The following is a 21652-nucleotide window of genomic DNA, read 5'->3' as shown; positions in this document are numbered from 1 at the left end:
AATTAATGGAGGAATTGTGATGAGCATACAAGAGTTTGCACAACATATGGCTAATGGTATTTCATTAGGAAGTCTTTATGCTCTAATTGCCATTGGATATACTATGGTTTATGGGATATTAAGATTAATAAACTTTGCCCATGGAGATATTTTTATGCTAGGTGTTTATTTAACATTCTATGGTATAACATATACTTCAATACCTTGGTATATAGTATTTATACTTGTTGCAATCATTACTGGAATTTTGGGATTGCTTTTAGAAAGACTTGCTTATAAACCTCTAAGGGGTTCACCGAGAATTACAATTCTTATATCAGCCATAGGTGCATCATTTTTATTACAAAACCTAGGTGTATTGATATTTGGTGGAAGGCCTAAGGCCTTCCCAACCCCTGATATTTTTAATAAAATAGCAAATGTGGGGGGAGTTTCAATCTCTCTTGTAAACTTTGTAATCCCAGTAGTTACAGTAATTCTTTTGATTGGTTTAAATTTTTTCATTCAAAAAACAAGAACTGGTATGGCAATGAGAGCACTATCTAAGGATTATGAAGCAGCTAGTTTAATGGGAATAAATATTAACGGGATAATATCTACAACCTTCTTTATAGGTTCTTTTTTAGCAGCAGTAGGTGGTATTATGTGGGGAATAAAATATCCTCAGCTTATGCCTCATATGGGAGTATTACCTGGCCTTAAATGCTTTATAGCAGCAGTAATTGGAGGCATAGGAGATATTACTGGTGCAGTGCTAGGTGGATTTATTCTAGGACTAGGAGAAATACTTCTTGTAGCATTTTTACCTCAGTTAACAGGATATAGGGATGCATTTGCCTTTGTACTACTGATTGTTATACTCCTTGTTAAACCAACAGGTTTAATGGGAGAAAAAATAGCGGAGAAGGTGTAGCCTATGAAGAAGAATAAATTACTTTTTAATATATTATTGATAGGAATAGTTTTAATAGGATTGATTTTTTTAAATATTTTCTTAGATAATTACAAGGTTACAATTATAAATCTTTGTGGAATTTATATAATTCTTGCTCTAAGCATGAATTTAATCAATGGATTTACAGGACTATTTTCTTTAGGACATGCTGGATTTATGGCAATAGGAGCCTATACTGTAGCGATTCTTACTATGCCTACAGCAGCCAAAGAAATGAATTTCTACATGAAGCCAATGGCACCATTTCTTTTAAATCTTAATATGCCATTTATTCTTGCCTTGATTATGGGAGGACTTATGGCAGCCTTATTTGGATTTCTAATTGGTGCTCCAGTTTTAAAATTAACTGATGATTACTTGGCTATTGCTACATTAGGTTTTTCTGAGATTATTAGAGTTGTAATTATTAATATGCAAAGTATAACTAATGGTTCTTTAGGGCTTAAGGGAATACCAAAGATTACAAATGATTTCTTAGCAGAAATATTTAAAGTGCAGCCAAAGGTTAATCTTCTATGGTCTTGGGGTATAGCCATCCTTACCATTGTATTTATGAAATTGCTGATGAAGGGTAGTTATGGTAAGGCATTTAAGGCAATTCGTGAAGATGAGATTGCAGCTAGATCCATGGGAATCAATTTATTTAAACATAAGGTAATGAGTTTTACTATTGGTTCTTTTTTAGCTGGAGTTGGGGGAGGTCTTTTAGCAGCATCTTTAGGAACAATAGACCCGACTTTATTTAAATTTGCCCTCACTTTTAATATTCTACTAATGGTAGTATTAGGTGGCATGGGAAATATTAATGGTACAGCCATAGCGGCAATAATAATAACTATAGCAATGGAAGCCCTTAGATTCTTAGACGAACCTATGAATTTGGGATTTATGACAACCCCTGCACTACCAGGGCTTAGAATGGTAGTATTTTCACTTATTTTAATGTTAGTAGTTATATTTAAAAAGGATGGGTTCATAAAGAATGCCCTAGGGAAAGTGAGGGGTAAATATGCTAAAAATTGATAATGTAACTATGAGATTTGGCGGGGTTGTTGCAGTAAATAAATTTACAGCAGATATTAAAGACGGAGAAATAGTAGGACTAATAGGACCTAATGGTGCAGGAAAGACTACTGTATTTAATGTGGTTACAGGTGTATATAGACCAACAGAGGGACAAGTTATTTTTAATCCAGAAGGAAATGAGAAGGTAATATCAAACCTTAGACCAGATCAAATAGCACATTTAGGAATATGTCGTACCTTCCAAAATATTAGATTATTCAAAGAATTATCGGTTCTTGATAATGTATTTATAGGTGGGCATTTAAGGCTTAAATCCGATATATTTTCCTCCGTATTAAGATTGCCCAATTATAGTAAGGAAGAAAAAGAGATAATGGAAAAAGCCAAGTATTTGTTGCAGAAAGTTGAGCTATATGATGAAAAGGATGAAAAGGCATTTTCTCTACCCTATGGTAAGCAGAGAAGATTAGAGATAGCTAGAGCTTTAGCAACAGATCCTAAACTATTACTCCTAGATGAACCAGCAGCGGGAATGAATCCTCAAGAAACTCAAGAGCTAATGGAGTTTATAGGGGATATAAAGAAAGAATTCGATTTAACTATATTTTTAATAGAGCATCATATGGAAGTTGTTATGGGTATTTGCGAAAAGATATTTGTATTAGACCATGGAACTTTAATTGCAGAAGGCAATCCAGGAGAAATCCAAAGTAATACTAAAGTTATTGAAGCGTATTTGGGGGTGGAATGATGCTTACTATAAAAAATCTTCATGTTAGTTATGGAGGAATTAAGGCCTTAAGAGGTATAAATATTAATATTGAAGAAAATAAAATAGTTACTTTAATAGGTGCAAATGGAGCAGGAAAATCTTCCACCCTAAGGGCTATAATGAATTTAGTAAAAAAGGAAGATGGGAAAGTTGAATATGATGGAGATGATTTAACTAATCTTAAGACTATGGAAATAGTAAAAAAGGGTATAGCTCTATCTCCTGAGGGAAGAAGGGTATTTGCAAATCTTACGGTAGAGGAAAATCTAATTCTTGGAGCCTATACAAGATGTGATATGCCAGAGATAAAGAAGGATATAGATAAGGTATATGAGCTATTTCCTAGATTAAAGGAAAGGTCTTGGCAAAAATCAGGAACACTTTCTGGTGGAGAACAGCAGATGCTTGCAGTAGGAAGAGCTTTAATGATAAGACCTAAGGTACTTATGTTAGATGAGCCTTCATTGGGATTAGCACCATTATTAGTAAAAGATATATTTGATATTATAAAGGAAATTCACAGTCAAGGGAATACAATATTATTAGTTGAGCAGAATGCAAAGAAGGCGTTAGAAATAGCTGACTATGCCTATGTTCTTGAAACAGGTTCTTTAGTGCTTGAAGGCCCAGGACAAGAATTGTTAAATGATGAAAAAGTACAAGCAGCATATTTAGGAGAAGCGAAGTAAAAGCTAATTAATAGTGAATATTGAGAATAACTTCATTTTTTGGTGCCTGGCACCAAAAAGTGAAGTTATTGTTTTGTAATCATAATGTAACTACTTTTTTACTTTATTAGGATATAATATTAATTAATGGTGAAGAGTGAATAGTTTTGGGTCAAGCTATTAGGTCTTTAATTTTTATAACTATTAGTTATTCACTAAATTTAAAAGGGGATGATTACATGAAAAAGTTGGTATCTATGGTTGTAATATTACTGATTCTTTCTACAAATGTATTCGCTTTTGCTAGTATTGATGATAAATTAATTAATCATTGGTCTAAGGATCTTATTGAAAAGGACTTTGTGGCTTATTATTTCCCCTATTTAGCCAAGGACAAATTTAATAAACTTAATCCTGAGGATAATATTTCTAAGAAAGATTTTACATTGTCTTTAGCATCTTTATTTAAGGATTATGGATTAGATGAAATTACAAATAATATTGGTATATATGAACCTTTAACTAGGAAAGAATTAGTAGATATAATTGGTAACAAATTAATATCTATAGATACAATAAAATATGAAAATCAAGAACTTCCTTTCCAAGATATTAATACTATGAATAAAGATAGCATAGAATTACTAAGAGTATTATTTAATTTGAAGATTATCAATGGTGTTTCAAGTATAAATTTTGCACCAGATAGAAAGGTTACTCAGGCTGAAGCCATAATAATCTTGCAAAGATTGAAAGGAGTATTAGAAGAGATGAGGGGAATAAAGGAAATATCATTTAATATTGCAGGAATAGCTCAGTCTTATAATGGAGAGGAAGCTATAGTAGTAAAGGAAGGAACGGACAATGTATTAGTCACTATTACTAAAGAATTTCCAACGCCAGGATATTCCTTAGATGTTGATAAAATATTAAGGCATAAAGATGGATATAAAGTATATCTAAACATTATACCACCAAAGGCAGACAGTATGCAGCTGCAGGTTATTACTTATAAAACCATGACTATAGAAATTGATAAGAATAAATTAATAGGTACTCCTTATGTATTTACTATAGAAGGATTAAAAAGCAATCTATCAATTAAATAGATTGCTTTTTTATATTATAGGCTATTAATATAAAAGAGATAACAGATGACACTAATAAACATTTTTGATACAATTATTATAAATATAAGATAGGGTGAAAAGGTGAATATAATGAGTAAAAAACGAGAACTTGCACAATCAGCAGCAATGATATCCATATTTACATTAATATCTAAGGCTTTAGGGTTTATTCGAGAGGTTATGATAGCCAATAGATTTGGTTCAGGTATGGAAACAGATACCTATTTTGTAGCTATAACAGCTACTGTAATTATAATGGGAACGTTAGGTGCTGCCCTAAATACTACATTGATACCAATATTTTCTGAAATAGGAGAGAAATATGGTAGAAAGGGGAAATTAAAATATTTGAATAATATTTTTAATATAGTACTGATAATTACCATATTTATAGTTGTACTAGGCTATATATTTTCACCTGCAATTATTAAGATATTAGCAAAAGGCTTTCAAGGTGAGCAATTTGACTTGGCAGTAAAGCTAAATAGGGTAGGGCTTCCAATAGCAATATTTTTAGGATTTACATATATATTTTCAGGATTACTTCATAGCAGTCAAATATTTGGACCGCCAGCTATATCAGGTTTACCATATAATTTTGTATTTTTAATTTATTTATTTTTCTTTGCAAAGGATTCTAGTGTGGTTACCTTAATGATAATATCCGTAATAGCTGCATTTGCTCAATTTCTAATATTGGTACCTGCAGTTAGACATATGGGCTATAGATATAAACTTGAGATAAACTTAAAAGATAGATACTTAAATAAGGCAATGGTTTTAATACTTCCAGTACTTATTGGCTCCGCAGTACAGCAGATAAATGTAATTATAGATAAGACTTTGGCATCGGGATTAATAGAAGGTAGTATATCAGCTCTTAGTTATGCTTCTAAGGTCAATGATATGGTCATAGCAGTGTTTATAATGGCTATAACTACAGTAATATTTCCAATGCTATCCCAGGCATTTTCACAAAATGACAATGAAAAGGTAAAGGAAATTTTGGGACGTGGGATTAATATTATACTTATTATAACTGTACCAGCTACAATAGGACTTTTGATATTAGCAGAACCTATGGTGTACTTATTTTTTCAAAGAAATGCTTTTGATGAGTTAGCGACCTATATGACTAGTCAGGCACTTATATATTATTCTATAGGATTAGTAGGCTCATCCTTGCGTTTAATGCTTAATAGAGTATATTATTCACTACAAGACACTAAAACACCTATGATAAATGGCATGGTAGCAGTGATTATAAACTTAGTATTAAATTTACTACTAATAAAACCTATGGCGCATATGGGTTTAGCATTAGCTACAAGTATATCAGCAACTGTAACTACTATTATGCTGTTTTTAAGTCTTAGGAGAAAAATCGGTTCAATAGGTCTAATTAAATATTTAATTTGTTTTATAAAAACCTTTGCAGCTTCATTATGTATGGGAGTTGTAGTTTTTTTAATATACTATAAACTAGGAGCTATAATAGCAACTACAAAAGTCATGAAAATGTTGTTATTATTAGTATCAGTAGTAGTTGGGGCAGTAGTATATTTTATTTTATGTATTGTATTTAAAGTAAAGGAACTAGGTGTTATATTCAAGAGATAAAGAGAAACGATGCAAAGCATCGTTTCTTTTATCTCTTTTAATTTTCAGTTCTTATAACTCTCTTCCCCTATGACAAGCTACAAAATGATTTGGTTTTATTTCTTCAAACATAGGGGTTGCCTCTCTACATTTATCTATGGCATAGGAGCATCTATCCACAAATCTACAGCCTTCTTTAGGATTGATTGGACTTGGCACATCGCCTTCCAGCATTATCCTATGTCTAGATCTTTGAATTTCGGGATTTGGTATTGGTATTGCTGATAATAAAGCCTTTGTATATGGATGGATTGGATTTTCATATAATTCCTCCGATGGAGCCAATTCCATCATATGACCTAGATACATTACACCAACCCTATCAGATATATATCTTACCATGGATAAATCATGGGCTATAAACATATAGGTTAGACCTAGTTTTTCCTGCAATTCCTTTAATAGGTTTACTACTTGGGCTTGGATTGATACATCTAGAGCTGAAATAGGTTCGTCACAAACTATAAATTTTGGATTCAATGCCAATGCTCTTGCAATTCCAATTCTTTGTCTTTGACCACCAGAAAATTCGTGGGGGAAACGCATTGAATGTTCTTCGTTTAATCCTACTAATTTCAATAATTCTACGACTCTTTCTTTACGTTCTTCTTTATTTTTATAAGCGTGATGAATATCTAGTGGCTCTGCAACTATTTCCTCTACAGTCATCCTAGGGTTTAGAGAAGCGTAGGGGTCTTGAAATATCATTTGAAAATTCTTTCTAACTTCCTGCATTTCACGGTGGGAAAGACTATAGACGTTCTTTCCATTAAATATTAATTCTCCGTCTGTAGGTTCATATAGTCTTATAATGGTTCTACCTGCAGTAGATTTTCCACATCCAGATTCTCCAACTAATCCGAAGGTTTCTCCAGGATATATATCAAAGCTAATGCCATCTACGGCCTTTAGCATTCCTTCCCCTACGTCAAAATGTTTCTTAATATTTCTTGCAGATATTAAAGGTTCTACCATTAGCTTTCTCTCCCTTCAGAAACTTTTGCCATTGGATGATTTAGCCAACAACGACTTTTATGGGTTCCGCTGTGATTATCAAATTCAGGCATATATTCCTTGCAAACTTTCATTGCATGATCACATCTATCGTAGAAGGAACATCCTTTAGGCGGAATATATAAATCAGGTGGTGTCCCTTCAATTGAGTGAAGAGGCTCATTCCTAGACATGTCTAAACGAGGAACAGAAGCTAAAAGTTTCTTAGTATAAGGATGCTTTGGAGCTTTAAATATTTCATCCGTAAATCCTTCCTCTAAAATTTGTCCTGCATACATAACTATTACTTTATCACTCATATCTGCTACAATTCCCAAATCATGGGTGATTAGTATAATTGACATGGATAATTTTTGCTGTATTTCCTTCATAAGTTCTAGAATCTGAGCTTGTACTGTAACGTCAAGGGCAGTAGTAGGCTCATCAGCAATCAATAATTTTGGAGTAGATACCATTGCAAGGGCTATCATTACTCTTTGTCTCATACCACCAGAAAACTCGTGTGGATATTGGTTAATTCTTTTTTCAGGTTGAGGTACTGCTACTAGATTTAGCATTTCTATGGCTTTTTTCTTTGCATCATCTTTAGATAATCTTTGATGCTTAACAAGACCTTCAACAATTTGCTTTCCAATTTTCATAGTTGGGTTCAAAGAGGTCATAGGATCTTGGAATACCATGGAAATCTCATTGCCACGAATAGCTTGCATTTCTTTATCTGATTTTTTTAATAAATCAGTGCCATCAAATATTATTTCTCCATTTTTAAAGAAAGCAGGCGGCATAGGTAGTAATTGCATTATGGAGTTGGCAGTAACACTTTTTCCACATCCAGATTCTCCAACAATGGCTACAGTCTGTGATTTTCCTACATCAAAACTAATATTACGAACGGCCTCTACCTCTCCAAAGAATGTCTTAAAAGATACAGATAAGTTTTTGACTTCTAATAGTTTTTCCATTTTTCCACCTCTCTATTTACGTAGTCTTGGGTCTAATGCGTCACGAAGGCCATCACCTAATACATTAAAAGCAAACATTATTAAGGAAATAAATATTGCTGGTATAATTATTTGATAAGAATTTCCTACAGCCATACCTGCCAAACCATCGTTAGCTAAGGAACCAAGACTTGATTTTGGGGCTTGAAATCCAAGACCTAAGAAACCAAGAGTAGCTTCAGCAAATATTGCCCTAGGAATAGTAAGGGTTATATTTACTAAAATTGGTCCCAATGTATTTGGAATTATATGTTTTCTTAAAATCCATCCCTTTGGAGCTCCAAGGGATTCGGCAGCTAAGGAATATTCAGATTCTTTTAATTGAAGTACCTGACCCCTAACTAATATTGCCATAGGAACCCAGTCTGTAAGAGTCATGGCTAATATTAGCACAAATAAAGATGTACCAGAGCCTTCCTTTGAGAATGCTACTGACAGAAGAATTACTATAAGCAAATAAGGAATACTATAGATAACCTCTGCAATACGCATCATAATGGAATCCACACGTCTTGTAGATATTCCAGCGATTCCTCCATATATTACACCTATAATGAAATCAATAGCAGCAGCAAGTATTCCAATTATTAGAGAGTATCTAGCGCCATACCAGACCCTTGTAAATTGATCACGTCCCAGCTCATCAGTACCAAACCAATGAGTGCTGTTAGGATGCAAATTAATTTTAGCATAATCCTGTTGAAAATAGCTAAAGCCGTTAATAAATGGTCCTGCAATAGACATGATAATCATAAGCACTATTATTACAAGACCTGTCATTGCTAATTTGTTTTGTTTTAGTCTACGCCAAACATCTGGCCAGTATTTTATACTTGGACGTCTAATCTTTTCTGCATTTCTATCTTCCGAAGATGCAGGTTCAAACATTTCTTGAGTAAATTCATTAGTAAATTTAGTTTGACTTTCCATTAACGTCCCTCCTTAGTAAGTTTAATACGTGGGTCAATAAACATATATGCAATATCTACTAATAGCAGTAAAGCTATTAGTATAATGGCATAAAAAATCGTAGTTCCCATTATAAGGGTATAATCTCTGTTATTAATAGATTGAACAAAGAATTTTCCAAGTCCGGGAATACCAAATATCTTCTCAATAACAAAACTACCAACTAGAAGATTGGAAATTAAAGTTCCAAGAACAGATATTATAGGAAGTATAGCATTTCTTACGGCGTGTTTTATAATAACAGCAGCTTTGGAAATTCCTTTGGATTTAGCAGTTTTAATATAGTCTTGTCCTAAAACTTCTAACATACTAGAACGCATAAGCCTTGCCATATAAGCCAAAGGCATTAAAGATAGTGCCAATGCGGGAAGCAATGTATGTTTAAATTCTCCCCATCCTCCTATAGGAAGCCAAGATACGTTTTTTGCAACGAATTGGATTAGAACTGTACCCATTATAAAACTTGGAACAGAAATACCTATAATTGCAATTATCATGGAAATATAATCTGGAACCTTATTTTGGTATAAGGCTGCCAAAGCTCCTAAAGCAGGACCAAAAATTATGGCAATGATTAGGGCTTCTGCTCCTAAATATGCTGATATTGGAAATCCACGTCTTATCATATCGTTTACTGTTTCCGTTCTGGATTTCATAGAATCTCCAAAATCTCCTTTTAAAAGATTTTTTAAATATATTACATATTGCTGAGACTTTGGTTTATCTAAGCCATATTTCTTTAAAAGGTTTTCATAAACCACTTCTGGCATTTTTCCTTCTTTTCTAAAGGGATTGCCAGGTATGGAGTGCATTAGAAAAAAAGTAATAGTTATAATAGCCCAAAGGGTAATAACTGACATAATTAGTCGTTTAAAAAGGTATTTTTTCATATTCCCCCTCCTTTGATGTTTTAAATTAAGTATGATAATTTACCTATATATAGAGTAGGGGCGAGCTCTGCTCGCCCATATATCTATTTGTTTATATCTGCATAAGTCAATCTTGGATAGTTAACTAATGGTTTATATACTCCTGTTAAATATGGTTTTTGAGCATATGGTTGAGTATAGAAATAAAGAGGAACTACAGGCATATCTGCCATAACAATTTTCTCAGCATTTCTCATAGCATCAAAACGTTCTTTAGCATCAGGACTGGTCTTAGCTATGTTAATTAATTTATCGTATTCAGGATTATTGTATTTTGCATCATTGAAACTTGATTCACTATGCCATAGTTCTAGGAAAGTAATAGGATCCATATAATCTCCTATCCAACCAGCACGAGAGATATGATAATCTCCAGCTTTTTCCCTATCAAGTTTAACTTGGAAGTCTACGTTTTCAAGTTGTACTTCAATTCCTAGATTAACTCTCCACATTTCTTGTACTGCTTGAGCGATTTTCTTATGTCCTTCTGAAGTATTATATAGAAGAACTATATTTTTGAAGTCTTCAGGTTTCATACCTTCTTCAGCTAAACCTTCGGCAAATAATTTTTTACCTTCTTCTAAGTTAAATTCTGCTAATTTACCAACGTTATCACGATATTCTTTTCCATTTTCATCATGCATACCAAATGGAACAACACCTTCAGCTGCAATTTGACCACCTTGGGCTATTTTATCAACTATGGTTTGACGGTCTAATGACATGGACAATCCTTTTCTAACCTTAACATTGTTAAATGGTTTAACTTTAGAGTTTAGATTATAGTAGTAAGTACCTACCTCTGCACCGATTATTAATTCAGGATTATTATTAGCTTTCATCTGTGCTACTACAGCTTGTGGCAATGGAGAAAGGAAATCATAATCTCCGCCTTCATACTTTTGCCATGCAGTGTTTTCATCATCAATAATATCAAAATCAACGCCATCTAATTTAACGCTATCTTTGTCATAATAATTTTCATTTTTTCTAATCTTTATACTAGCATTATGTTGCCATTCAGTTAATGTAAAAGGACCATTGGATACGTGAGTTTTAGCATCTTTTGCCCAATTTGGATCTGCTTCTGCAACTTTTTGATTAACAGGATATAATGTGTAGAATGCAGTTAATTCTAGGAAATATGCAGTAGGTGCTTCTAGAGTAACTTCAAGAGTTTTTTCATCTAATGCCTTAACTAATACATCATCCTTACTTCCTTTACCAGTATTATAAGCTTCTCCACCTTTTATATAATAGAGTTGGTGAGCATAGTCTGAAGCTAGTTCTGGATCTAATGCTCTTTTCCAAGCAAATTCAAAATCTGAAGCTAGAACTGGATCGCCATTTGACCATTTAACATCATCACGTAGTGTAAAGGTATAGATCAAATTATCATCGGATATCTTGTAATCCTTTGCCATGCCAGGAACAACATTTAAGTCAGCGTCAATCTTCATAAGTCCCTCGAAAGTATGGTCTAGAACCCAAGATTCATGAGTTCCTTGTGCTAATGCAGGGTCTAAAGAGCCTGGCTCACTGGAATTATTAGTTTTTAAAATCTTTGGACCAGTAGGTGTAGAATCAGGTGTTGTATCTGTTGCTGCTGGTGTATCATTTGCTGAATTATCTCCACCTTTTGGAACGCAGCCAGTAAAGATAACGGCTGTGACAAGTAACAAGCTTACTAAAATTAAAAGTTTCTTGTTCATATATAAATCCTCCTTTTTAATATTGTGAAAATTAAGATTGTTTAAATGATTTTACCACTTTTTGATACTAAATTCAATAACAATATTTTAATAGAGTAGCAAGGTAATGGAATATGTAAATACAATGGTCTTAGGGTAGTATATTTATTTTTGGAATAAAATAGAACGGCATTTTAAATTTATATGTTTCATAAATTGTTGGTCAGAATAGCCAAGGGTGCAGGATTATCATATATGGCACTTTCATAATATTTATGTTAGAATAAGTTGTAGAAAACCTTGTTGTATTTTGTATTAAATTGAATTAATAATTAGGCAGATTTCATTTTTTATATATTTAAGTAATTTTTTTGAGAGGAGAGATATATATGAGAATTGCTATAATGGGTGCTTCGGATTCGGTTGAAAAGATACATACAATTCTCTCCCAGGAGAATAAGGATATAGAATTTATCCAATACGCAGAGGATGAGATAAAAAAACTTATTGATATGGCAAAAAGTATTGATTCTAGAATAGATGGTATATTTTTCACTGGAATAGGTGTTTATTCTGAGCTTTCTTCACAAATAAGATTTGAACAGCCCGTTGTATATACAGAAAGAGGAATAATTGGTATTATTAAGGCTTTATGTGAATTTCGTATGGATTGGGGAGATATTAAAAATACCAAAATTGCCTTAGATATAATTCAAGAAAAGGATTTACTTGACGTATTTAATGAGTTTAATATTAATGTTAGAAGCTATGACATTCAAAGATATTTGCCTTCAAAGAGTGAAGAGGATTATTTAAGATACTATATAAAAAAATATGAAGACAAACAGATTGATTGTGTTTTTACATCTTTTGGATATATATATAATTATTTGAAAGTGCATAATATTCCTGTTTATAGAATACAGGCAACAAATATTGATATTAAAAGTAGATTTGATGAATTGAAAAATAGTATTAGATTGAAAAATATCCATGAACGTGTAATTCAGATACAGGTCATCCAAGTAGTAGAAGGAAATCCTGAGCTTTATAATAGTACAGAGGGACAACTTCAACTGGAAGAAGAAATTCTAATGTATTCCAAAGAAATAGAAGGTATGATGCAGACTATCAATCCAAATGAGTATCTTATTATATCGAATAAAGGGGCATTATTAAGTGCAGAGAATATAAATTCTTTATCTAGAATAATAAACAATTGTAAATTAAGTAATATAATACTTGGTGTAGGCATAGGTGAAGGGGTAACTATTTATCAGTCTGAAATAAATGCAAGAAATGCTTTAAGAAAGAGTAGTTTTGAAAAACAGGGTAATATTTATTTTTATGATGGGGAAAATGTAGTAGGACCAATTATGAGAAAAAGTCAAATTAAATACAAAAACTTAGCAAATAAAAAAACCTTACAGTTATCTAAAGAAATAGGAATCAGTTATCAATATATTGAAAAGATTAATGGTGTAATAAATAAACTAGGAAGGGATGAATTTACAAGTCAAGAACTCTCAGAGATACTTTGTATAAGTGAACGCAGTGCAAATCGTATTCTAAAAAGTATTATAGATAAGGGATATGGAGAAGAATCAAACTTAGAGAATTCCTTAGGTGCCGGCAGACCCCGCCGCAAAATTAAGATTAAATTAAGATAATAATATATGATTAAAAAACTCTAATTAATTTATTAATTAGAGTTTTTTAATTATAGCAAATAAAGGATTATTGACAATTATAAAAAGATATAATATAATTTAGGCAATTAAGGACATATTTAGGACATAATTAAGGACGTATTAAAGACATAAAAACAATCATCACCAGATTTTACCAGTAGTTTATATTTTATAGAATACCTATATAAAAGCATTTAAACTTTCAAATCTAAATTTAAATATTATAAAAGGAAGTGATAAGATACTGAATATTAATAAGTTAAGAGTTAATTAACCATTGTACTAGTAATTATAAGGAATTTTAAGAAACTATATTTAATTATGAGAATTTGGCTATAATAATTTGAAGTATTTAAATGTTTTAATGGTATTTCTAAAATTAAGATATAAAATTAGATTAATTAATTCTATGATTAATGAAAGGTGGAAATAAAAAATGGAGACAAATCATTTATATTATGCAAATCACCCTATTATGTGGATTGTATCAGTAATAGGCATATCTATTATATTAATTCAATCTGTATTAATAACTAGAAAATCAGTTAAGGCTGGTTTGGATATGGGGATGGATTATTCTAGGATAAAAAAAGGGATTAAAACAAGTGCAATAGGTAGTATTGGTCCAGCTTTAGGAGTTGTGGGAAGCTTATTGGCTTTATTAGTTACTATGGGTTCTCCTGTATCTGCATTTAGATTGAGTATAATTGGAGGTTCCAACTTTGAAGCAATGGCAGCCAACTTTGGAGCTCAAGCTTTAGGATCTGAACTTTCTACTAATATGACTCCTGTAGTATTTACAAATGCTCTATGGACAATGGCATTAGGGTCAATTGGATGGATAGTATTTGTATTTTTATTTGGGCATAGAATGGATAAAGTAAATAATTTGTTAACAAGCGGAAGAAAAGCCTTATTACCAGCAGTTAGTATAGGGGCTATGCTTGGATCTTTTGCTTATTTTAATATTGGTAATTATCTAAAGGTTAAGACAAACCCTGATATAACGGTTTCAGCAATTTCAGGTCTAATTATTATGATTGTTTGTCTGAAGTTAGGAGAAAAGAAATTTACGTGGTTAAAAGAATGGGCTCTGACAATTGCAATGTTTGGAGGAGCAATCATTGGAACTTTAACATTTTAGAGTATAGGAGGATTATATAGATGAACGTTTATGATGAATATATTAAGGATGTTACGAAAATTGGTAGATTTACTATGCTTCTTGGACTTCTTGTAAGTTTCTTGCCTCCAGTAGTCATGACTTGGGGATTTGGATTTAATCCTGGATTTGGGGCAATTATAGCTGGAGCGATTTCTCAGATGTCAGTTTCAGGGGCTTTTTATTTTAGTGAACCTATTAGTTATTTTCCTATTGTTGGTAGAGCAGGATTATATATGGGATTCTTATCGGGGAATTTAGTAAATATGAGAATACCAGCAGCAGTATCAGCGGTAGAGGGATCAGGTTATAAATCTGGTACTGATGAAGGAGCAATTATGGGAACTATAGGAATTGGAGTTTCTATATGGATTGGAATTATATTTTTACTATTAGCTGTATTTGCTGGACAAACTGTATTGTCTGCATTGCCTGAATCATTTATGAAAATGCTATCTCTTATTATTCCTGCATTATTTGGTGGAGTTTTTGCTCAATTTGCAATAAAATCACCAAAAACTGGTGCATTTGCTCTTGCTATTGCTTTTATAATGACAAAGGTTGTAGCCTTTATTCCAGGTAAACCATCATTTATTGTTACTTTAGTAGCAGTATTTTCAACAATTGCATTTGCCAAAAGACAATTAAGCAAGCAAATAGATAGTAAATAAATTAAGGTAAGTTACTAAGAAATAAATCTTAGGAGGCGATAGTTTTGAAAAAGGAAAGATTATTAGATAATCTAGTTGAAATGTTAAAGATTCATTCACCTTCAAAAAAAGAGGGTGAATATGCGAAATATCTCATTAACTTATTAAAAGAAATGGGTGCATCAATTTACCTGGACAAAGGTTATCTGCAATATGGTGGAGATTCACCTTCCATTATAGCTAAGTTTCCTGGCGACATAGAAGGAGATGGAGTAACACTTGCTGCTCACATGGACGTAATTGAACCTAATTTAAATGTAGAACCAATAATAGAAGGGAATATTATTAAAACCGATGGAAGTACTACATTAGGTGGAGATGATAAGGGAGGTATAGCTAGCATTATAGAAGCTTTGAGAACCATTAAGGAGGAGAAAATATCACATAAAGATATTTATGTTGTTTTAACACCTTGTGAAGAAGTAGGTATGCTTGGTGCAAAATACTTTAACTGGAATAAGGTACCCCATGATATGCTGCCTTCAAAGAATATGATTGTAGTTGATAATGCTGGAGATGCTGGGATTATTGCACATTCTGCTCCTAGTAAGTACGATATTGAAATTAGTTTTCAAGGAAGAAAAGCCCATGCTGGTATAGAGCCAGAAAAAGGTATAAATGCTATTTCTATTGCTTCTTATGCTCTATCTCATATGAATATAGGTAGAATAGATGATTTAACTACATCAAATATTTCCACAATAAACTCTGAATTTCCTTCAAATGTAGTTCCTGATATATGTAGGATTACTGGGGAAGTAAGGAGTCATTCAGAAGCAAAGATTTTAGAGATTATTGATTCTTATAAAAAATTATGTGATGAAGCCATAGAAAAATTTGGCGGCAATTATAAATTGGATTATAAATGTGATTATCCAGTATTAAAGCCAAAGGATGATTTGAAATTTGCAAGGGAATTTGCAAAGGTTTATGAGGAAATTAATGTTCCTTCAGAGCTTAAGGTAATAGGAGGAGGCTCAGATAGTAATATATTTGCTGAACAAGGATTTAATTCTATTATTATTGGAGTTGGAATGAATAAGGTTCATACTGTTGAAGAATATTTAGAAATTGATGAACTATTGAAAACAACAGAGGCAATTGTGAGATATGTAAAAAGGGATGAATAGTGAAATGGGAATGAAGAAAGAAATAATGAAGTCTAAAGTAATTTCTGCAATTGATGAAAATCGAGATTTAATATTTGAGATAGGCAGAAAAATTTATAAAAATCCAGAGCTTGGATATAGGGAGTTTGAAACTACAAAACTTGTAAAAGAATTTTTCAAAGAGGAATTAAATCTTGATATGGTAGATGAGGGTATTGCTTATACTGGTTGTAGAGCTAAATTAAATTATGATAAGTCAGGTCCAAAAATTGCAGTTTTAGGAGAATTAGATGGAATAGTTTGCAATGGTCATCCAGATGCTTTAGCTTCAGGGGTTTCTCATACTTGTGGTCATAATTTTCAGATTGCAGGAATGTTAGCTGTGGCAATTGGTCTTATAAAATCAGATGTATATAAGGAACTAGACGGTAAAATTGACTTTATTGCAACTCCTGCAGAAGAATTTGTGGAGATGGATTACAGAAATAAACTTAGGGAAAAAGGAATTATCCAATATTTTGGAGGAAAGCAAGAATTAATAAGGAACGGTTCTTTTGATGATGTTGATATTGCAGTTATGTTTCATGTCTTAGATATAGGTAATAAAAAAGTATTAGTTGGGCCAGTGAGTAACGGATTTATTGGGGAAGATATTACATTCATTGGCAGAGAAGCTCATGCTGGTAATGCTCCCCATAAGGGAGTAAATGCACTGAATGCAGCATTATTGGCAATGAACAATATTAATGCTCAAAAAGAGACTTTTCAAGAAAGTGATAGAGTAAGAATTCATCCGATTATAACAAAGGGAGGAGACATTGTAAATGTAGTACCTGCCAATGTTAGGATGGAATCCTATACAAGGGCTAGAAATGTAGATGCAATGTTAGACGCAAATGAAAAGGTTAATCGATCCTTAATTGCTGGCGCTATGGCTGTAGGTGCAAATATTGAAATTAAACAATTACCAGGATATTTGCCAATGTTAAAACACCAGGAAATAGAGGACATATTATTTAAGAATCTATTAAGTCTTGGAATTGGAGAAGAGGATATAATACAAGGAGGAGATTTTACGGGTTCTTTTGATTTAGGTGATGTATCTCATATAATGCCTACTTTACATCCTATGTTTGGTGGCATAAGAGGAGAGTTACATTCAAAAGAATATTGTATAATTGATGAAGAATATCTTTATTTGGAACCAGCTAAGGCACTAGCTTTAACCATAATAGATTTGCTTTTTGATGATGCAAAAGAAGCTAAAAGCATTCTTAGAGATTTTGTTCCAGCTATGACAAAAGAAGAGTATTTAAACTTCATGAATTCAAATGACAAGACTATAAAAAAAGAGTTTTTAGATAAAAAAATTTAGTATTATATAAAATAATTACTCAATACCCTGAATGCTTTTTCTTCTTATCTTAGCTATGATAAAAGTTAAGATAGGAATTACGAATTGGAATGGTATAACATAGTATTTATATATATTAATAAATTCAAACATTCCCATAGTACTTTTATATAGAAGCAAAGATAGGATAATCATTAAAATACAAAGTAGTATAGAAGTCTTTTTAAAGTTTCTGAAGTTGAAGATTTTAGATACTCCAATGGAAGACGCATATAAACAAACAGCTACTTTGGTAAAGCTAGCTAATATTAAATTTATTGAAATGATGATTTCTATTCTTTGGATAAAACCATGTATATTTATTAGGGAAGTAGCATAATGAGAAGGAAAATAAATTTTAGAAAGATTTGGAAATCCAAGTAATAGAATATTTCTAAGAGCCGCTATTAAAAGTAAAAAACCACCTATAAGGATACTACTAATATAAATTTTAGTAGTATCCTTTTTATTATTTAGATATCCAAAAAATACTATAAAGATAACAGTTTCTGCAAAAGGAAAGGTAAGCAGAGAATATGCACTATTTATTACTGGTTTCCAGCCATTATATAGTATTGGTTTAATATAGGAAATATTGAATTTAGGTATGGCTAATATAAAGGTTGTAAAAATCATCGCTATAATAATAGGTAAAGTCAATTTTGTCCATGTACTTAGTATAGAAAGTCCAAGATTAATAGCATAAATGGAAAGAATTCCAATGAAAATAGCAGTAACGTATTGAGGAGTTTCAGGAAAAGAAACTACTTGAATGTATTCAGTGGTATTTCTTATATCTATGGCACCAAGATGAAAAAAATAAAGGGTATAAAAAATTATAAAAAGTTTTCCTAGAAGCTTTCCATAGACTTTTAGGAGTATATCGAATAAGGTAGTACCTGGGAAAAGAAGGATTAACTTACAATAGATAAATACTAAGGGAATAGCAATTAGCATAGCTATTAAGAGAGAAATCCAAGTATCTTCCATAGCTTGAGAATCACCGCTTATAAGTAGAGAAGTTCCAAGAATAAACATAATAATTAATGATTTAAATTGAGAATTTGAGATGTTTTCTGTTTTCATTAATTCCTCCTACCTTCCTATTAATTATGGGATTTGACACTTTCTAACAAGTGACCGCTGCCTCTAATATTAATATCTACATCTAGGTTTACTTTTAAACTCTTAAATATTTCATCCCAGTTATCATCAATATCCTTCCAAATATGGGGCGTTTTTTCTTTCACTAAATTTCCAAAGCCAAAGATATCTAGTTCAAAGTCATTTTGTGCTCTATTTATTGTTTTTAAAATATTATTTTTCAAGGTTTTTTCAGCAATAGTTTCTAGTTTCTGAATATCAATTTTATTTAGAGCGTTTATAGAAGCAGAAGATTCAGCAATGGATACTTCTGTTGTAATTTTAATATCCATACTAATCTCTTCATTTGAAATAACAGGAGTAATTTTAGTTTTATTTTTAAAGATTTCTAAAGTTATATTATCTATGGAATTATTATTAACTAAGGTGGTAGTAATAAGACCACCTTTAATTTGATTTCTTATAAAAAGATAGTTTTTAATATCTTCGAAATCCATATAATCTACAAGCTTATCTTTATTGAAAATGGCTCCTCCAGATAAGGCCATTGTTTCTTTATCTCCATTAAATACAATTTCAACAGTAGGTAAGACAGGATAAATTCCAGTAGTTGAAATATCATTAAGCAACTGATATACTTGGACATTAGGAATTTTTGATAATCTTTCATTTGAGATAATCATATCTTCAATTTCAAAGGACCGTATTTCAGTAGATAAGCTTTTAGAGCTCAATATATCCTTTGCAGTATTTTCTTTTGAAACCAAGAGATATAGCGTGAGCCTAGGCTCAGAATCCCTTGTTACCCAATCTAATATAGGTAAGATACCTTCTTTGGCTACATCTTCACTTACTATAAGTATAGAAGCATGGCTCCAAAATAATTGTTTAGCTGAAATATTAATCATATTTCTCATACAGTCAAAAATACCTTCTCCTTTTGATTGTATTTTTGTGGAGTTAAAATTTGGCTCCTTAGCAGATGTAGATATACTCACTATTTCTGCTGTTACTTCATATCCTTTACTTAAACTATCTTTATCTATAGCTATTCCTGAAACAAGAGCTAGTTTATCGATTTCCCTATAATTCCAGCATCCAGTAAGTAAAATTATAATTAAAGCTAGAATAGATATAAAGATAAAAAATTTATTCATTTTCTCTTTCCTCCAGATGTACGAATAGGATTTTTATTTGCCAAATATCTAGGTCTATATCTCATATACCATCGGGGGGCTCTAATAATGGTGTCTTTTAAATCCTGTGTATTAAATGTAGTTAGATTTGTCATATATGGTATACCAAAGGATTTAAGCTCTAATAAATGGAGAAGTAGGAATGACATTCCTATTACATATCCATATAGCCCAAGTATAGAAGAAAGTAAAATTAAGGCTAATTTGATAATAACTGTAGCACCGCCAAGGGTAGGGGTTATAAGGCTGGTAATACCTGATATTCCAACAACAATAACAATAGGAGCACTAACAAACTTTGCTTCTACAGCTGCAGAACCAAGAACTAATGCTCCTACAATACTTAGGGCTTGCCCAATGTAAGAAGGCATACGAGTTCCTGCTTCACGAAGTATTTCAAAAACTATTAACAATGCAATAAGTTCAAATACAGTAGGTAGTGGCACACTTAATCTAGAAGCATAAATACTCATAACAAGGGGAGTTGGTATCATTTCTTGATGATAAGCAACTAAAGACAGATATATAGCAGGAGTACTTATGGTCAAGAAAAAACCTACTATGCGAAGTATTCTGTTTAGGGAAGCATAATAATGGTTCGTATAATAATCATCGCTGGATTGAAAGGTTTCTATAAAAAGAAAAGGCAAAGATATAACTACTGGGGTACCATCCACCACAATTATTATTCTTCCTTCTAAAAGTTTTGCTACAGCTACATCAGGCTTTTCAGTGTTATATGTGGTTTCAAATATAGAATGGGGCTCTCTGCTAATATATTCCTGAATATATTTTGAATCTAGAATCCCATCTATTTTAATGGTATTAAGCCTTTTATATAAATTGTCTAAGATATCTTGTCGTGCTAAACCTTCAATATAACATATACAGAGTTTCGTATATGTTATTTCTCCAATGGTCATAAACTTAAATTTTAAATTATTTGTTTTTACTTTTCTTCTAATTAAAGATAGATTAATCATTAGACATTCTGTAAAACCTTCTCTAGGACCTCTAATTGCTCTTTCTACATCAGGTTCTTCAATATTTCTGGTTTTCCACCCTTTACTTTCGATTATAAGAGCTTCTATAGAGCCTTCTAAAAACAAGATTGTATCACCACTTATAATAGAAGAAACTATATTTAATACATCCTTAGTTTTTTCACATTCTGATGAAATGATGGCTTGATCTTTAAGGTAATTAATATTGGCTTCATTTAAGAAGTTCATATTATTTGTAATAATAGGTTTGATTATATTTTCATTAATAATACGGTTATCCACCATTCCATTAATAAAAATAATAGAGCATTTAATATTTGGATTATGCTGATTTTTGAATCTCCTAAATTTAATAGTTTCATCATTTTTAAATATTGTTTTCATTAAATCTATATTCTTATCTATAGAAGAATACAAATTATATTTTTTAAGATTATCCATAGTTATTACATCCTTATCAATAAAAATA

The 21652-nt window shown here is 31.7% G+C and carries 19 protein-coding genes; 11 read left to right on the top strand and 8 right to left on the bottom strand.

Annotated features, from left to right (window positions below; genetic code table 11):
* Positions 1–19: 19 nt before the first annotated feature.
* From RT714_RS12950 to murJ, 6 genes are all read left to right on the top strand, one after another.
* Positions 20–913, top strand: coding sequence for a branched-chain amino acid ABC transporter permease (locus RT714_RS12950; RefSeq protein WP_313758171.1), 894 nt, complete (start codon positions 20–22; stop codon positions 911–913).
* 3 nt (positions 914–916) lie between these two features.
* A complete protein-coding gene (locus RT714_RS12945) occupies positions 917–1978 on the top strand; it encodes a branched-chain amino acid ABC transporter permease (RefSeq protein WP_313758169.1) in 1062 nt (353 codons plus the stop codon).
* Positions 1965–2732 carry an ABC transporter ATP-binding protein gene (locus RT714_RS12940; RefSeq protein WP_313758167.1) on the top strand — a complete coding sequence of 256 codons (768 nt, stop codon included), beginning with the start codon at positions 1965–1967 and terminating at the stop codon, positions 2730–2732. The genes RT714_RS12945 and RT714_RS12940 overlap by 14 nt, the downstream gene beginning before the upstream one ends.
* The gene (locus RT714_RS12935) at positions 2732–3442 is read left to right on the top strand and encodes an ABC transporter ATP-binding protein (RefSeq protein ID WP_313758166.1); all 711 of its coding nucleotides are present in this window, start codon (positions 2732–2734) and stop codon (positions 3440–3442) included. Before RT714_RS12940 ends, RT714_RS12935 begins: the two co-directional genes overlap by 1 nt.
* A 218-nt stretch (positions 3443–3660) precedes the next feature.
* Positions 3661–4530 (top strand): protease complex subunit PrcB family protein, encoded by an 870-nt coding sequence (locus RT714_RS12930; RefSeq protein ID WP_313758165.1) that lies wholly within the window; start codon positions 3661–3663, stop codon positions 4528–4530.
* Between the two features lie 111 nt (positions 4531–4641).
* Positions 4642–6171 (top strand): murein biosynthesis integral membrane protein MurJ, encoded by a 1530-nt coding sequence (gene murJ, locus RT714_RS12925; RefSeq protein ID WP_313758163.1) that lies wholly within the window; start codon positions 4642–4644, stop codon positions 6169–6171.
* Between the two features lie 51 nt (positions 6172–6222).
* On the opposite strand, the gene RT714_RS12920 is transcribed toward murJ, so the two are convergent.
* The 5 genes from RT714_RS12920 to RT714_RS12900 all read right to left on the bottom strand — a co-directional run bounded on the left by RT714_RS12920 (position 6223) and on the right by RT714_RS12900 (position 11835).
* The gene (locus RT714_RS12920; protein WP_313758161.1) at positions 6223–7185 is read right to left on the bottom strand and encodes an oligopeptide/dipeptide ABC transporter ATP-binding protein; all 963 of its coding nucleotides are present in this window, start codon (positions 7183–7185) and stop codon (positions 6223–6225) included.
* The gene (locus RT714_RS12915; RefSeq protein WP_313758159.1) at positions 7185–8186 is read right to left on the bottom strand and encodes an ABC transporter ATP-binding protein; all 1002 of its coding nucleotides are present in this window, start codon (positions 8184–8186) and stop codon (positions 7185–7187) included. The genes RT714_RS12920 and RT714_RS12915 overlap by 1 nt, the downstream gene beginning before the upstream one ends.
* Before the next feature lie 12 nt (positions 8187–8198).
* Entirely contained in the window at positions 8199–9155 is a 957-nt protein-coding gene (locus tag RT714_RS12910; RefSeq protein WP_313758158.1) for an ABC transporter permease, read from the bottom strand.
* Complete coding sequence (locus RT714_RS12905; protein WP_313758157.1) at positions 9155–10084, bottom strand: ABC transporter permease; 930 nt, start codon at positions 10082–10084, stop codon at positions 9155–9157. The genes RT714_RS12910 and RT714_RS12905 overlap by 1 nt, the downstream gene beginning before the upstream one ends.
* 83 nt (positions 10085–10167) lie before the next feature.
* Positions 10168–11835, bottom strand: coding sequence for a peptide ABC transporter substrate-binding protein (locus RT714_RS12900; RefSeq protein ID WP_313758155.1), 1668 nt, complete (start codon positions 11833–11835; stop codon positions 10168–10170).
* Between the two features lie 368 nt (positions 11836–12203).
* Here RT714_RS12900 and RT714_RS12895 point away from each other — a divergent pair, with 368 nt between their 5' ends.
* The 5 genes from RT714_RS12895 (at position 12204) to RT714_RS12875 (ending at position 17861) form a co-directional block, all read left to right on the top strand.
* On the top strand, positions 12204–13484 hold the full coding sequence (locus RT714_RS12895; protein WP_313758153.1) for a hypothetical protein: 1281 nt from the start codon (positions 12204–12206) through the stop codon (positions 13482–13484).
* Between the two features lie 457 nt (positions 13485–13941).
* Entirely contained in the window at positions 13942–14649 is a 708-nt protein-coding gene (locus RT714_RS12890; protein WP_313758152.1) for a DUF5058 family protein, read from the top strand.
* 20 nt (positions 14650–14669) lie between these two features.
* Entirely contained in the window at positions 14670–15338 is a 669-nt protein-coding gene (locus RT714_RS12885; protein ID WP_313758151.1) for a hypothetical protein, read from the top strand.
* A gap of 44 nt (positions 15339–15382) precedes the next feature.
* Positions 15383–16507 carry a M20/M25/M40 family metallo-hydrolase gene (locus tag RT714_RS12880; protein WP_313758150.1) on the top strand — a complete coding sequence of 375 codons (1125 nt, stop codon included), beginning with the start codon at positions 15383–15385 and terminating at the stop codon, positions 16505–16507.
* Positions 16500–17861 carry an amidohydrolase gene (locus RT714_RS12875; RefSeq protein ID WP_313758149.1) on the top strand — a complete coding sequence of 454 codons (1362 nt, stop codon included), beginning with the start codon at positions 16500–16502 and terminating at the stop codon, positions 17859–17861. The genes RT714_RS12880 and RT714_RS12875 overlap by 8 nt, the downstream gene beginning before the upstream one ends.
* 15 nt (positions 17862–17876) lie before the next feature.
* Here the strand turns inward: RT714_RS12875 and RT714_RS12870 are convergent, their stop codons facing one another.
* The 3 genes from RT714_RS12870 to RT714_RS12860 are packed head-to-tail and all read right to left on the bottom strand — an operon-like array spanning position 17877 to position 21624.
* Positions 17877–18965 (bottom strand): endospore germination permease, encoded by a 1089-nt coding sequence (locus RT714_RS12870; RefSeq protein ID WP_313758148.1) that lies wholly within the window; start codon positions 18963–18965, stop codon positions 17877–17879.
* Between the two features lie 20 nt (positions 18966–18985).
* Positions 18986–20140, bottom strand: a complete 1155-nt coding sequence (locus RT714_RS12865) for a Ger(x)C family spore germination protein (RefSeq protein ID WP_313758147.1) — start codon at positions 20138–20140, stop codon at positions 18986–18988.
* Positions 20137–21624 (bottom strand): spore germination protein, encoded by a 1488-nt coding sequence (locus RT714_RS12860; protein ID WP_313758146.1) that lies wholly within the window; start codon positions 21622–21624, stop codon positions 20137–20139. Before RT714_RS12860 ends, RT714_RS12865 begins: the two co-directional genes overlap by 4 nt.
* Positions 21625–21652: the final 28 nt, after the last annotated feature.

Origin of the sequence: Tissierella sp. (genome assembly GCF_032104385.1) — a bacterium.
In the GTDB taxonomy this organism is placed as follows: domain Bacteria; phylum Bacillota; class Clostridia; order Tissierellales; family Tissierellaceae; genus Tissierella.
This window is presented reverse-complemented; position numbering and strand designations above follow the sequence as displayed.

Excerpts from the sequence above, each read along its gene's own strand:
- RT714_RS12915 (WP_313758159.1), bottom strand. The coding sequence starts at position 8,186 with ATGGAAAAACTATTAGAAGTCAAAAACTTATCTGTATCTTTTAAGACA.
- murJ (WP_313758163.1), top strand. The coding sequence starts at position 4,642 with ATGAGTAAAAAACGAGAACTTGCACAATCAGCAGCAATGATATCCATA.
- RT714_RS12945 (WP_313758169.1), top strand. The coding sequence starts at position 917 with ATGAAGAAGAATAAATTACTTTTTAATATATTATTGATAGGAATAGTT.
- RT714_RS12905 (WP_313758157.1), bottom strand. The coding sequence starts at position 10,084 with ATGAAAAAATACCTTTTTAAACGACTAATTATGTCAGTTATTACCCTT.
- RT714_RS12930 (WP_313758165.1), top strand. The coding sequence starts at position 3,661 with ATGAAAAAGTTGGTATCTATGGTTGTAATATTACTGATTCTTTCTACA.
- RT714_RS12950 (WP_313758171.1), top strand. The coding sequence starts at position 20 with ATGAGCATACAAGAGTTTGCACAACATATGGCTAATGGTATTTCATTA.
- RT714_RS12870 (WP_313758148.1), bottom strand. The coding sequence starts at position 18,965 with ATGAAAACAGAAAACATCTCAAATTCTCAATTTAAATCATTAATTATT.
- RT714_RS12875 (WP_313758149.1), top strand. The coding sequence starts at position 16,500 with ATGAATAGTGAAATGGGAATGAAGAAAGAAATAATGAAGTCTAAAGTA.
- RT714_RS12865 (WP_313758147.1), bottom strand. The coding sequence starts at position 20,140 with ATGAATAAATTTTTTATCTTTATATCTATTCTAGCTTTAATTATAATT.
- RT714_RS12860 (WP_313758146.1), bottom strand. The coding sequence starts at position 21,624 with ATGGATAATCTTAAAAAATATAATTTGTATTCTTCTATAGATAAGAAT.
- RT714_RS12940 (WP_313758167.1), top strand. The coding sequence starts at position 1,965 with ATGCTAAAAATTGATAATGTAACTATGAGATTTGGCGGGGTTGTTGCA.
- RT714_RS12895 (WP_313758153.1), top strand. The coding sequence starts at position 12,204 with ATGAGAATTGCTATAATGGGTGCTTCGGATTCGGTTGAAAAGATACAT.
- RT714_RS12920 (WP_313758161.1), bottom strand. The coding sequence starts at position 7,185 with ATGGTAGAACCTTTAATATCTGCAAGAAATATTAAGAAACATTTTGAC.
- RT714_RS12890 (WP_313758152.1), top strand. The coding sequence starts at position 13,942 with ATGGAGACAAATCATTTATATTATGCAAATCACCCTATTATGTGGATT.
- RT714_RS12935 (WP_313758166.1), top strand. The coding sequence starts at position 2,732 with ATGCTTACTATAAAAAATCTTCATGTTAGTTATGGAGGAATTAAGGCC.
- RT714_RS12885 (WP_313758151.1), top strand. The coding sequence starts at position 14,670 with ATGAACGTTTATGATGAATATATTAAGGATGTTACGAAAATTGGTAGA.
- RT714_RS12900 (WP_313758155.1), bottom strand. The coding sequence starts at position 11,835 with ATGAACAAGAAACTTTTAATTTTAGTAAGCTTGTTACTTGTCACAGCC.
- RT714_RS12910 (WP_313758158.1), bottom strand. The coding sequence starts at position 9,155 with ATGGAAAGTCAAACTAAATTTACTAATGAATTTACTCAAGAAATGTTT.